This window comes from Gordonia sp. 852002-50395_SCH5434458 (assembly GCF_001665905.1).
Taxonomy (GTDB): domain Bacteria; phylum Actinomycetota; class Actinomycetes; order Mycobacteriales; family Mycobacteriaceae; genus Gordonia; species Gordonia jacobaea.
On sequence record NZ_LZTC01000105.1, the window covers coordinates 73,700 to 86,766 of the forward strand.

Annotated in this window: 9 protein-coding genes; 6 read left to right on the top strand and 3 right to left on the bottom strand. The window is 63.7% G+C overall.

What is annotated here, in order from left to right:
- Nucleotides 1-53 precede the first annotated feature (53 nt).
- Nucleotides 54-1,619, top strand: a complete 1,566-nt coding sequence (locus A5785_RS22545) for an APC family permease (RefSeq protein WP_082946639.1) — start codon at nt 54-56, stop codon at nt 1,617-1,619.
- On the opposite strand, the gene A5785_RS22550 is transcribed toward A5785_RS22545, so the two are convergent.
- Nucleotides 1,600-3,168 (bottom strand): GMC family oxidoreductase, encoded by a 1,569-nt coding sequence (locus tag A5785_RS22550; protein ID WP_064862335.1) that lies wholly within the window; start codon nt 3,166-3,168, stop codon nt 1,600-1,602. The two genes, A5785_RS22545 and A5785_RS22550, sit on opposite strands and share 20 nt — an antisense overlap.
- Nucleotides 3,165-4,586: a purine-cytosine permease family protein gene (locus tag A5785_RS22555; RefSeq protein WP_064862375.1), complete on the bottom strand. Its 1,422-nt coding sequence runs from the start codon at nt 4,584-4,586 to the stop codon at nt 3,165-3,167. Before A5785_RS22555 ends, A5785_RS22550 begins: the two co-directional genes overlap by 4 nt.
- A 333-nt stretch (nt 4,587-4,919) precedes the next feature.
- Between A5785_RS22555 and A5785_RS22560 the strand changes: the two genes are divergently transcribed.
- The 4 genes from A5785_RS22560 to A5785_RS22575 all read left to right on the top strand — a co-directional run bounded on the left by A5785_RS22560 (nt 4,920) and on the right by A5785_RS22575 (nt 10,336).
- On the top strand, nt 4,920-6,416 hold the full coding sequence (locus A5785_RS22560; protein ID WP_005207126.1) for an aldehyde dehydrogenase family protein: 1,497 nt from the start codon (nt 4,920-4,922) through the stop codon (nt 6,414-6,416).
- A gap of 607 nt (nt 6,417-7,023) precedes the next feature.
- Nucleotides 7,024-7,503 carry a hypothetical protein gene (locus A5785_RS22565; protein ID WP_005202194.1) on the top strand — a complete coding sequence of 160 codons (480 nt, stop codon included), beginning with the start codon at nt 7,024-7,026 and terminating at the stop codon, nt 7,501-7,503.
- Between the two features lie 79 nt (nt 7,504-7,582).
- Nucleotides 7,583-8,068 (top strand): hypothetical protein, encoded by a 486-nt coding sequence (locus A5785_RS22570; protein WP_005202196.1) that lies wholly within the window; start codon nt 7,583-7,585, stop codon nt 8,066-8,068.
- Between the two features lie 339 nt (nt 8,069-8,407).
- Nucleotides 8,408-10,336: an HNH endonuclease signature motif containing protein gene (locus A5785_RS22575; RefSeq protein ID WP_005202199.1), complete on the top strand. Its 1,929-nt coding sequence runs from the start codon at nt 8,408-8,410 to the stop codon at nt 10,334-10,336.
- 122 nt (nt 10,337-10,458) lie between these two features.
- On the opposite strand, the gene A5785_RS22580 is transcribed toward A5785_RS22575, so the two are convergent.
- The gene (locus tag A5785_RS22580) at nt 10,459-11,046 is read right to left on the bottom strand and encodes a TetR/AcrR family transcriptional regulator (protein ID WP_039854309.1); all 588 of its coding nucleotides are present in this window, start codon (nt 11,044-11,046) and stop codon (nt 10,459-10,461) included.
- A gap of 194 nt (nt 11,047-11,240) precedes the next feature.
- Between A5785_RS22580 and A5785_RS22585 the strand changes: the two genes are divergently transcribed.
- Nucleotides 11,241-13,067, top strand: coding sequence for an acyl-CoA dehydrogenase (locus A5785_RS22585; RefSeq protein WP_065181082.1), 1,827 nt, complete (start codon nt 11,241-11,243; stop codon nt 13,065-13,067).

A 13,067-nucleotide genomic window follows, 5' to 3' on the forward strand; every position in this document is an offset into this window, starting at 1 on the left:
TCCCGACGGCTATCTGACGCCGCGCGAGGAATCCCCTTCCATCCAGGAGCACCATGACACTCTCGCATTCCGACCCGGGACGGACACCCGCCGCCCAGGCGCCGTCCACACGGGCTCATCCCACACAGGCGCATCCCGGGCAGATTCATCCCGACCTCGAACAAGGCGGTCCTCACCTCCGACATTCGTTGCGCCGCTTCGATGTTCCGATCATGATCCTGTCGGCCCTGATCAGCCTCGACATGGTGGGCGAGATCTCGTCGTTCGGCGGCGAGACCTTCACATGGCTCGTCGTGTTGGCGCTGCTGTGGATGGTGCCGTACGGCCTCGTCACCTCGGAGCTGGGTAGCGCATTTCCCGATGAGGGCGGACTGTTCGAGTGGGTCAAGCGCGCCTTCGGCCGTCTACCCGCGTCCATCGCCACAGTCATGTACTGGTCGATCAACCCGTTGTGGATCGGCGGGTCGCTCGCCTTCATCAGCACTGAAGCATGGAGCACGTTCATCCATCCGATCGGTTCGGGCACCGCGGGCGACTTTCTCTTCAAGACGCTCTTCGTCGTGGCAGCCGTCGCAGTGACGCTGCTGTCGATGCGCCGGGCGAGGGCAGTGCTGCAACTCGGGACCTACCTCAAGCTGATCCTGGCCGCCGTGTTCCTCGTGACGACTGTCATCTACGGAATTCAGCACGGATTCAACGGAATCGGCTCGGTCACCTGGTCGCCGACGCTAGGCGGCTTCCTCGGCCTCGTACCGCTGCTCCTGTTCTCCCTCGTCGGTTTCGAGGTTCCCAGCCAGGCGGGCGGCGAGATGCAGAATCCGCAGCGCGACGTTCCGCGCGGTATCGCGATGAGCGGATGCATCGGTCTGATGGTCTACGCGCTGCCGGTACTGGCACTGCTGCTGGTGTTGCCGAGCGACAAGATCACCGGTATCGGGGGTTTCATGGCTGCACTCGACACCGTCTTCGGTGTCTACGGGTCAGCGGCGTCGATCCTCGTGAAAGTTGCGGTGATCGCGTTCATCATCGCGCTCGGAATCACCGGCGCCACCTGGGCGATGGCCGCGAACCGCGCGTTGGCGGTGGCCGCCGGCGACGGCGGCTTCTTCCCCTACTTCGCGAAGTTCGACGCCAAGACGGGTTCGCCGATTCGGGTCGGCATCTTCACCGGCGTGATCGCCCTGGCGTTCATGATCGTCGGCGTCGTATTCTCCGGCGGTGACAGCGCAGCGACGTTCACGGTGGTGCTCACCATCACCATCTCGACGTCGCTGATCGCCTACCTCTTCGTCTTTCCCGCGGCATTCCGCCTGCGCATCAACCATCCGAACACGCCGCGGCCCTACGCCGTCCCCGGCGGAACCATCGGCATGGGCATCGCGGCGGGACTCGCGACATTCTGGGCGGCACTCGGGGTCTGGGTCGCGGTCTTCCCGGGCACCCTGGAGAGCCTGTTCGGCCTCGACTACGCGTTCCTCGACACCTGGAAGGTCTCACGCGTCCGCTTCGAGGCGTTCACGCTCGGGACTCTGGCCGTACTCACCCTGATCGCCACCGCCGGATACCTCGTCGCGAGAAAGTCGCGACGCACCAACCCGCTCACTGTTGAGCAGCGATGATCTCCGCGGCGCGTTCGGCAACGCTCATGATGGTGCCGACAGGATTGACCGAGGTGAGCGTCGGGAAGACAGCGGCATCGACGACACGCAGCCCACTGACCCCACGAACTCGCAACGATGGGTCCAGCACGGCCATCGGGTCGTCGTCTGATCCCATCCTGCAGGTTCCGGATACGTGGTAGACCGTCTGATGCGTGGCCCGCAGTGCCGACGACAGTTCGTCGTCGGACTGCAGGGCCTCGCCCGGGAACACCTCGCGCACAACCCACTTCGACATCGGTGCGGTTGCCGCGATACGTCGTGCGGCACGAATGCCCGCCACGAGCATCGCCTCGTCCACCCCGTCGGGGTCGGTGAAGTACCGGTAGTCGATCGACGGCGGGGTCGACGGATCGTCGTCGACGATCTGGACCCGGCCGCGGCTGCGCGGCTTTGCTACGTTCGGCGCGATCGAGATGATCCGTTCAGGCATGTCGACGCCGTAGCTGACGGCATGATCCGCGACGGCCTCGACCGGGAAATGCATGAGCACGTCGGGACGGGCGGGACTCGACTCGTCGACGCGCAACGCAGCACCCGCGTCCCACCCGGTGGCGCAGGTCGACGGCACGTCGCGATCGGTCTCCCACACGATGAGTCCTTCGGCGTGATCCATGAGGTTCTCACCGACGCCGGGTGCGACGACGCGCACCGGCACTCCCGCCCGGGTGAGCACGTCGCTCGGGCCGATTCCTGAGCGCTGTAGCAGTGCGGGTGAAGCGATCGCACCCGCGCAGACGATCACTTCGCGCGTCGCGAAGTGATCGTTCTCGCTACCGTCGCGCGCGATGGTCCGCACTCCGACGGCGCGGTCGCCGTCGAAGATGATCGAACTGGCCAGTTCATGGTGCAGCACAGTCAGATTGGATCGCTCGGCGAGTACGGGGTGCAGATAGTGCACCGAGGTCGACGATCGTAGGTTGGATTCGGGGGTGTAGCCGATGTCGAAGAATCCGGCACCCTCCCCCGTGTTCGCAAAGTCGGCGTCGCGATTCCAGCCGGCTCGGGCCGGCACGTCGAGAGCGCAGCGAGCAGCGTCGACGACGTCGGCGACGTACGGATTGCGATCGGCTTCCGCGACGGGCGCAATGGGGGTGACGAGCTTGTCGAAACAACGGCCGAGCGTATCGGCGTCCCAACCGTCGGCCCCCAGCGCGACCCACTCGTCGATGTCTGCGCGCAGCGGTCGCCACGTGATCATCGTGTTGGCCGTCGCGCAGCCTCCGAGGATGTGCATGCGCGCCTGACGAATTCCGGAGTTGCCGCGCTCCTGCGGCACGCTGCGGTAGTCCTGGTCGTACTCGCTCTCGAGCATCTCCGCCCACCGTCGAATCGAGCGGGCGCGGGGCTCGTGCTCGTCACTCGGGCCGGCCTCGAGGACCGTGACCGTCACCGCGGGGTCCTCGCTCAGACGAGCCGCCACGATGCAGCCTGCCGTGCCGCCTCCTACGACGAGATAGTCAGGAGCACTGGACTTGTCAGGAGAACCGGGGTTGTCAGGATTGCTCATGCCGCCGGCTCTGACGCCAGGTTCGCGCTCGCCGGCGCCTCGCTCTTACGGGTGGCCATCAGGACGTAGTAGAGCGGGCAGATGACAGCGAGCCCGACAATCCACGAGATATCGACGCCGCCAATCTCTTTCGCCAACGGACCGGTCCACAGAGTCGTCGAGAGGAACGGAATCTGAACTCCGATACCGATCACGTAGCACGCAATGGCGATCCAGTTGAATCGACCGTAGACACCGCCGTCGCGACGAAAGAGTGATTCGATGTCGTACTCGCCGTGGCGTAGGAGGTAGTAGTCGACGAGATTGACTGCGGTCCAGGGAATCAGGACGCAGAGGAGCAGGGCCAAGAAGTTGGCGTAGTTGGCCAGGAAGTCGTCTGCACTGAGCAGAGCAGGCAGCATCGCGATGGCGAACAGCACGAGCGCGATGACTGCACGGCTCGTCGCCTGTGCTCGCCATCGAGGAAAGATGTTCTGTCCCACTGTGATCGTGGAGAGCGCGCCACAGTAGAGGTTCATGCCGTTGGTGACGCTGATACCGACGGCGAAGACGAGGAACAGCCCCGTGGAGATCCCATGGGTCAACGTTCCCATGCCCGCGAGGGTGTCGGAGTCGGGCAGAGCGGCGCCGATCAGCACACCGAGCAGCATCGGAAGTACCGACCCGAGAACACATCCCGCATAGGTTGCCCAGAAGGCCGTCTTCACTCCGGTGTCGCGCGGCAGATAGCGCGTGTAGTCCGACACGTAGGGCGCGTAGGCGATCTGCCACAACGCCGCTGCGGAGAACGTGGCCATGAAGCCTGCCCAGGTGAACCCGCTGCTGTGCCAGGTATCCGTCGGCAACCCATTGACACCGATCATCCAGACGAACGCGAGGAGGAGCGCCAGGCCCGCGACCACCGACAGCACAGCCGCCATGGAGTGAATCAGCTTGTAGCCGATCATCGTCACGACGACGCTGATGGCACCGATGATGAAGATCGCCCAGTTGTCCGGCAGCCCGGTCACTTCGGCGAAGGCTTTGCCGCCGAGCACCGCGTTCGACGCGAAGAATCCCAGATACATGAAGACGACGAGCACCACCACGAGCAGGCTGCCCAGCGAACCGAATTGTGCTCGGGTCTGGAGCATCTGGGGTACACCCATCTGCGGGCCCTGCGCCGCGTGCAGCGCCATGACCACACCGCCCACGAGATTGCCAGCGACGACTGCGATCGCGCCCGCCCAGAAGGGCAGCCCGAACACGGTGGTGGCCAGCGCTCCGGTGATGATCGTCAGCAGCATGATGTTCGAGCCGAACCACACGGTGAAGATGTCGCGCGCGCGGCCGTGCCGTTCGTCGTGCGGAATGTGGTCGATGGTGCGGCGCTCCACCGACGGCGCTGCGCCCGTCGACGGCTGGGTTGACGTGTTCATCGGGAGATACCTCTGCTCTGTGTGGGCGGCACTGGATCGGCCTGTGCGCGTGTGTCTGGCGGGTGTCACGGTGTGCGGTTCGGAGCGAGCCACGGCCACGGCGTCGGGGCTGTTCAGCAAGTATCGAGGCGATCAGCATCACCGGGAAAACAGAAAGTTCCGGACTTTTACATCTAGAGAACAGATGACCTCGTTGCGCTATACGTTCTCGGCGCTGACGGGCAGCCGTACCACGTCGGCGCCCCCTTACATCGACCAGACCGATGTAGAACGTCAGATAAATCGGCGCTGCCTGATCTATCGCGCTTCACGATTTCCCGTCACGATAGAGTCATGACCGATCTACCCGACCTCACCTCGATCGACTGGTCCGCGCGCGCAGGCGAGATCGCGTTCTGCTCCCAGGCGTTCATCGATGGCCAGTGGCTCTCCGCACAGTCCGGCACGACCTTCGACGTCGTGAACCCTGCGACGGACACCGTGCTCGCCTCCGTCGCCGCCTGCAACGCCGAGGACGTCGACGTCGCCGTCGCCGCTGCGCGTCGAGCCTTCGACGACGGGCGCTGGTCGAAGCTGTCCGCCGGCGAGCGCGGGACGGTACTCATCCGCTTCGCCACCCTGATCGAACAGCATGCCGAGGAACTCGCGACGCTCGTGACGCTGGAGATGGGCAAGGCGATCCGCGATTCGTACGAGGTCGAAGTCCCCGGCGCCGCAGCCGTTTTCCGGTTCTACGGCGAGGTGGCCGACAAGATCCCGGGCGAGTTGCCCCCGACCGCCGACGGCAGCGTCGCCATGGTTCGCCGGGTACCGCTCGGCGTCGTCGGCGCAGTTGTGCCCTGGAACTTTCCGCTCGACATCGCAGCATGGAAGGTCGCACCCGCACTGGCCGCGGGCAACACCGTCGTCCTCAAACCTGCTGAGGAAAGCCCGCTTTCGGCTCTGCGCTTGGCCGAGATCGCGGTCGAAGCCGGGATCCCACCCGGCGTCTTCAACGTCGTGCCGGGCCTGGGCGCCGACGCCGGTCGTGCGCTCGGACTCCACTCCGACGTGCAGTGCCTGACATTCACCGGCTCCACGGAGGTCGGAAAGAAGTTCTTGGCCTACAGCGCAGAATCGAACATGAAGCAGGTCTGGCTCGAGTGTGGCGGCAAGAGCCCCAACCTGGTGTTCGCCGACTGCGCCGACCTCGACGCCGCCGCAGAGATGGCCTGTTTCGGCATCTTCGGCAATCAGGGCGAGGTCTGCTCTGCCAACAGCCGACTTCTGGTGCAGCGCGAAATACTCGACGAATTCGTCGACAAGGTTGTCGAGAAGGCTGGGGCTTACTTGCCTGGCGACCCGCTCGACCCGGCGTCGACAACGGGCGCCATGGTGACGCGCAAGCAACTCGACCTCGTCCTCGGCTTCGTCGATCAGGCGCGCGAAGACGGACGAATAGCACTTGGCGGCAACCGAATCGGCGACGTCGGGTGCTTCATGGAGCCCACCGTCGTCGTCGACCTTCCCGCCGATTCGGCGGTGATGACCGACGAGATCTTCGGCCCGGTGCTGGCGGTGATCGCGTTCGATTCCGAGGACGAGGCAGTCGCCCTGGCCAATGACACTCCGTTCGGGCTTGCAGCATCGGCATGGACCTCGAATCTCGATCGCGCACTGCGGATGTCGGACAATCTGCACGCCGGAACCGTCTCGATCAACACTGTCGACGCCCTTTCTCCCGGAACACCTTTCGGCGGCTTCGGGGCATCGGGGTTCGGTTCCGACCTGTCGGTCCACGCGATCGAGAAGTTCACCGGACTCAAGACGACGTGGATCGCGCGCGGTTGAGAATAACGTCCGCGAGGTAGCTGACAGAGCCGGGCGGAGCCCTGTGGCATCGTATGTCGTGTCCTCGATCACCGCGGTCCGCGGTCGATGTCCGCCGCTGCGAAAAGCGCTGAAGCAGCCTTCAAAATCTCATTAGTTCTAGGCAATTCGGCAAACTGACGCCGAAGTCCGGTGGACCTCGGCTTCATGCTCGGCGACCGTCTGCGCGCCCGGCCCTGAATCCAGCAGGCGTCTTTCTCGATCCAGTTGGGCAACGTCGCAGTTTGACGTCGAACAGGCCACCAACGTGCTTACTGGCGCCGAGTTTCGACTCGGCCGCCTCCTTCAAACGGTCGTGATACATCCGAACCGCCGGCTCACGGGTCTACTGATCGAACTTCCGTGGTGCTCCCATATCCGTCCTCCCGGTGAGATCACGGTCTCCACCAGACCCAAGACACTTCAGTGCCGACAACGCCACAAGACCTAGGCGTCAACGCACATTCGATGACAAGGCAAAAGGCGGTGCTCCCGCTGAAGTGAAGCTCCCCGACGGCCGTACGGTAAAGGTCACTAGGATTCGAGACATCGAGGTTCCAGGCGAAAAGGGAGAAGGCTGAATTCGGCAATGCAGACACATCTGATCGACAGCCCAGGACTAAGGTCCTTTATCGGTCCTGACGATGACTTGGGGTCCTTTCTCATACCTCTGCAACAGTTTGATGGCCACAAGCTATACACCGAACTCATCTGTAAGCTGCCCCACCCCGGCTGGTCGGAGGACTTCACTCAGACCGATATCGAATACGCAAAGGAAGCATTCCTGCAAGTGGCAGGCAGCGCATCCGCAATGACAGTGGAAGTTCGCTTCCGAGGGGGACGCGGGATCGAGGGACTGTTCACCGTTGGACGACCCCCTGCTGCGGACACAACCAGCCCCCCGTCAATAACGATTGCAGTTGCCGACCACACCACACTCGTGTACCCAAACGAAGTCTTCGATGCCACCGAAGCAGCAAACCTCTGCTTCTACTACTACACGCACGACACTGTCCCCGACTCCTATGTGCTGCGCCCGTTCACAAGCGGCGAATCCTCATCCGACTAGACAGCGCAGGATAAAAATCCGCACACGAGCGCAGCGTCGCGTTTGAAATCGGGAGCGGTGAGGGGTAGGTGAGTTAGCCATGGCAGTTCCGACGCACGTGGTCAACGCGATGGATTACGAGATGTGGTTGGGACCGAACGAGACGCTCTACTCGTTTCGTACGCCGCTCGATGCGCTCGATGGTCGAACGCGTTACGCACGAGTCATGTGGCGGCTGCCCCGTCCCGGTTGGCAACAAGACTTCACCGACGCAGAAATCGATGACGCCAAGACAGCTTTTCTACAAGTGGGCGGCAGCGCTCAGGAAATGACTGTCGAGGTTCGACTACCGGGCGGACAAGGCCGTACGGGACTATTCACGGTAGGGCGGCCACCGGCAGCGGACTTGACGTCGCCACCATCAGTGACCATCCACGTGGGTGAGTACCCGACGCGGGTCTATCCGAACGAGGTCTTCGCTGCTGCCGAAGCAGCCGACATTTGGTTCTACTACTACAAAAACGGCACGGTGCCCCCGTCGTATGCGCTGCGGCCCACCGGAAACGATGAAGCTCCGACCGGATGACTCCCCAGCTCGACGTGACAATTGAGTGTAAGCAGGTTGGGACGTAAGGCGATGCAACGGTTCTGCCGCACCCCGTTCGCTCAGCTTGGCCTGTTCGCGACGCTCTGTAGTCGCGCCACAGCCGTGCGGGGACTTGCGAGCTGAAGCGTCTCCGCGGTGTTCTGGGAGATGAGATCACACCCGAAGAGGACACCGTCTCTCATCGAAAGACTGTTCGGATTCTCCTGGCGGATGCCCGTTTCGTCAGGTAGCATAGAACACATATTCGAAGAGGCTGATCGGCTCGATCTCGGCAGCCGATTCTCTGTAACGGATACTCACGGGCGGGGGTGAGAACAGATGGCCACAGAATTTCACGACGAGCAGATCGACGAAAACCTCAGCACGCCTTCCGCTTTGGCTTCAACCGTGCCAGGTTCGGCCGATGCCGCGGTGGCTGAGCAACTGTCACGTCTGTCAGCAGCCTTGGACACGTTGGCTGAGGTTGATGCGTCGGCGCTGTCGGACGGAGTCCTCGTAGAAGCTGCGCAGGTTGCCGAGCGGCTGGCTCGGCGCACCTCGGGAGCTGTGACCGACCGTCTGGTGGTCGAGGTGTCTGATCGCAGTGCCGACCGTAGGCTGGGCTACCGCAATCTAAGTGGGTTTTTGGCCAGTCATCTGCACGTCGGTGACCCTGCGGCCAGGTATTGGCTGATCGCCGAAACCGGCACGTTCACCTCGATACTGGGTGAGCGAGTGGCCCCGAAGTGTCCAACCCTGGCCGAGCGTGTGGCGCAGGGATTGGTGGCGCCCGCACATGCACGGGCCGTCATCGATGTGCTCAACAAGATCCCTCGCGCCGTTCCCGCAGAGACGCGTGCGGCAGCCGAGGTGCAGATGGCAGATTATGCGACTTCATACACTCCGGCTGAAATCAGCAGTCTCGGGGCACGATTGTTGGCCCATCTCGATCCCGACGGCTCACTGACAGACGCCAAAGACCGCAAGCGTCGTCGTGCGTTCTGGGTGAATCGGCAAGATGCGCAACTGATGTCACGGCTGACCGCCGATCTCGATCCGGCCGCACGCGCGCGTCTGGATGCGGTGCTGGATGCGTGGGGCAAACCCGGTATGAACAATCCCGATGATCCCGACTCGCCGTCAGGACCTGTCGGTTCGGCTGATCCCGACCTGCTCCGCGCAGCGGCACAACGTGACGAGCGATCGGCAGCGCAACGCAATCATGACGCCTTCTCTGCGCTGCTGGCTCGTGTGCTCGACTCCGGCATGCTCGGCAAGTCTCATCGCGGGCTGCCGATCCAGGTGATCGTCAAAACCAGTCTCACCGAACTCGAGCAGCAGGCTGGTTTGGCGCAGACCGCCTCCGGAGCGCTACTGCCGATCAAGGATCTGATCGAGATGGCTGCCACCAGCGGCGCGCAGCCATTCCTCGCAGTGTTCGCCGAACACACCAGCGTGCCACTGTATTTGGGTCGATCGAAAAGGATCGCCACCCTCGGACAACGCTTCGCCTCGTTCGCCTCCGATGGCGGCGGGATGTGTTCAGCACCGGGTTGTACCCAACCCGCGTCGCGAGTACAGATGCATCACGCCGCCAAGGACTGGGCGAAGGGTGGACTCACCGATATCGACCAACTGGTGCCCGCATGCGACGTGCACAACAGCAAGGTCGGACCGAATATCGGCCAGTACACAACGCGAATGATCACCGACGGTCCCGACACCGGACGAGTGGCGTGGCGGTTGAACGCCAGTCCCGGCATGCCACCCAATCGTGAACATGTGAACCGAATGGCCGACGTGGCCGCCGACTTCCGCGACTACCTCGCCTCCGAGCACACCGGCACCGCGCACACCGGCACCGAGCAGATCAACGCCGAACACACCGCGACCGACACCACCGGGCATCCTGCAGGAATTACAACGGCCGGCGGTGCGAGTTCGAGCGGCATGACCGGCGCAGGCGAACCCAGCGTTGGCGGCGCTGCTGTATCGCCACGCCGGAAAACGGATACGCCGAGCGCGTATGAGCAGATCTTCACCGGCGTCGAACTGCGACTGGTGGCGAGCATGCTCACCGACGACACCCCGGCCCGCGAGAAGCGCGTCGACTTCACGTGGAACCCACCCAGACCACTCCAACTCGACCCGGACCCGCCGACGGACCCCGGCGGGCCATCCGACCCCGGCGCGTCACCTGAACCGGACCCGCCGGCCGCACCCGACTCGCCTGGCGGCGTCGACCCGCCGCTGTCTGACGCAGCCTGACTGGCTGCGGCGTCGCCGCCAATCCTGTTGCACCGCAACCCGTCAGCAACCCGTCAGCCCCCCGCACCGTACATCCGGTGGCGGGGCTGACGTGGTTGGGCGTCGAATCAACCCTGTTCGAATCAACCCTCGCGCGCCAACACCATGCGCAGGGCCATACGCGCGTACGCGGTGCCCAGCGTGCCGGGGTCGCGGTGATCTCGACTGGGGAACCAGCGGCACACGTCGACGCACAGCGATGAGATGGCGAGCACCACATCGTCCGGGTCGTCGGCCGCGAACTCCCCGGCCGCGACCCCTCCGGCGACGATCGTCGCGAGAATTGCGGTCGTCTTGCGTCGAACCGCGCTGATCGAACGGTAGTGATCGGCGGTGAGCGCACCCAGTTCGTACTGGACCACCTTGGCCAGCTCGTGGTGCTCCGCCTGCCACCGCGCGAAGGCACTCACGACGTTCTCCAGACGAACCGCGTACGGGTCAGACGGATCGTCGACTTCGCGTAGCGCCTCGTAGACGCTGCGGTGTCCGTCGAGGGCGATCGAGTACAGCAGGTCCTCTTTCGACCGGAAGTGTGGGTACATCGCCGCGGCGCTCATCTTCAACGAGGCAGCGATCTGCCGCGTCGACGTGCCCGCATAGCCGAGTTGGGCGAACGACACAATTGCCGCATCGCGTATGCGCTGCGCTGCAGCCGACTCCCGCGTCGTCACGTCGCCGTCACCCCGTTTCGCTCGTCGAATTCCCGCCTGATGGTTGACCCAAACCGGCACACCAGGCAGTATAAGCGAGTGCTCATAAAATGAGCGACTGCTTAGGACGACGATTCCGTCACGTCGGACTTCGGATCGTGTGACCCGATCGTCGTGTCGAGCAGCCAGCAATCCGCTGCCTCAAGGAAAGTGTCATGGCCGAACCGATCTCCAAGCGCGACCTCGAATTCATGCTCTACGAGTGGCTCGACGTCGAGTCACTGACCGAGCGCGAACGCTTCGCCGAACACTCCCGAGACACATTCGACGCCGTGCTCGAACTCGCCGCCGACCTCGCGACCAAACGCTTCGCGCCGGTCAACCGACTCGGCGACACCCAGGAGCCCTACGTCGGCGACGACGGTGCCGTCGTCTTGCCCTACGAAATCCAGTCGGGCATCGCCGAGTTCATCAAGGCGGGCCTGGGCGCGGGCTCGTTCGACGAATCGCTCGGCGGCATGCAATTGCCGAGCGTCGTGAGTCTCGCTGCGCAGTCGTGGTTCCAGGCGGCGAATGCAGGCATGTCGTCGTACTCGTTCCTCACGATCGGCAACGCCAATCTGATCGCCGAGTACGGCACACCAGAACAGATCGACACCTGGGTTCGCCCCATGGTCGAGGGACGCTACTTCGGCACGATGTGCCTGTCCGAGCCGCAGGCCGGATCCTCACTCGCCGACATCACGACCAAGGCGACACCGACTGACGACGGCACCTACCGCATCACCGGAACCAAGATGTGGATCTCGGCAGGCGACCACGAACTCGGTGAGAACATCGTGCATCTCGTGCTCGCCAAGGCTCCGGGCGGCAAGCCGGGAGTAAAGGGCATCTCGCTGTTCATCGTTCCCAAGTACCTGCCGGAGGGCACCCGCAACGACGTCGCACTCGTCGGCCTCAACCACAAGATGGGCCAGCGCGCGACCACCAACTGCCTCCTCAACTTCGGCGACGGCACCTACGGCACTGAACAAAACTCCGGCGCGGAATCCACCGGCGCTGAACAAAACCCGCCCGCTCACTCCGTTCCCGGCGCGGTCGGCTACCTGGTTGGCGAGGAGCACAAAGGCCTCCAGTACATGTTCCACATGATGAACGAGGCGCGCATCGGCGTCGGATTCCTCGCAACATCACTGGGTTACGCGGGCTACCTCACATCCCTCGAGTACGCCAAGGTTCGCACGCAGGGGCGTCCTGTCGACCAGAAGGACCCGACCTCCAAGCCCGTCCCGATCATCGAGCACGCCGACGTCAAACGGATGTTGTTGGCGCAGAAGGCCTATGTCGAAGGGGCACTCGCGCTCGGCCTGTACTCCGGCAAGCTCGTCGACCTGCAGCGGACCGGAGACGCAAGCGAGGCAACTCGAGCGGGCCTGCTGCTCGATGTCCTCACGCCGATCTCCAAGTCGTGGCCGTCCCAATGGTGTTTGACCGCAAACGATCTCGCCATCCAGATTCACGGCGGCTACGGTTACACCCGCGAGTTCCCCGTCGAGCAGTTCTACCGCGACAACCGTCTCAACCCCATCCACGAGGGCGCACATGGCATCCACGGACTCGACCTGCTCGGCCGCAAGGTCATCATGAATGGCGGAGCCGGCCTGGAACTGCTCGCGAACACGATCACCCAGACCACCGACCGCGCTGGCTCCACTCCCGCCACTGCGGCTCTCGCCGACGAATTGCGCAGTCGCGTCCAACGACTCGTCACCGTGACCGGGCAGGTGTGGTCGGCAGGAGATGTCGCGGTCTCGCTCGCGAACGCCACCGCATACCTCGAAGCCACCGGACACATCGTCATCGCCTGGATGTGGCTCGAGCAACTGCTCGCCGTCGCAGACAAGACCGGAGACTTCTACGACGGCAAACGCGTCGCAGCGCAGTACTTCTTCACCTATGAGCTACCGAAGGTCGACGCCCAGTTCGACCTGCTCGCAGCGCTCGACCGCACGACGCTCGACGCGCGTCCCGAAATATTCTGA

Coding starts and splice junctions, on each gene's coding strand:
- A5785_RS22560 (WP_005207126.1), top strand. CDS start 4,920: ATGACCGATCTACCCGACCTCACCTCGATCGACTGGTCCGCGCGCGCA.
- A5785_RS22585 (WP_065181082.1), top strand. CDS start 11,241: ATGGCCGAACCGATCTCCAAGCGCGACCTCGAATTCATGCTCTACGAG.
- A5785_RS22550 (WP_064862335.1), bottom strand. CDS start 3,168: ATGAGCAATCCTGACAACCCCGGTTCTCCTGACAAGTCCAGTGCTCCT.
- A5785_RS22545 (WP_082946639.1), top strand. CDS start 54: ATGACACTCTCGCATTCCGACCCGGGACGGACACCCGCCGCCCAGGCG.
- A5785_RS22575 (WP_005202199.1), top strand. CDS start 8,408: ATGGCCACAGAATTTCACGACGAGCAGATCGACGAAAACCTCAGCACG.
- A5785_RS22570 (WP_005202196.1), top strand. CDS start 7,583: ATGGCAGTTCCGACGCACGTGGTCAACGCGATGGATTACGAGATGTGG.
- A5785_RS22565 (WP_005202194.1), top strand. CDS start 7,024: ATGCAGACACATCTGATCGACAGCCCAGGACTAAGGTCCTTTATCGGT.
- A5785_RS22555 (WP_064862375.1), bottom strand. CDS start 4,586: ATGAACACGTCAACCCAGCCGTCGACGGGCGCAGCGCCGTCGGTGGAG.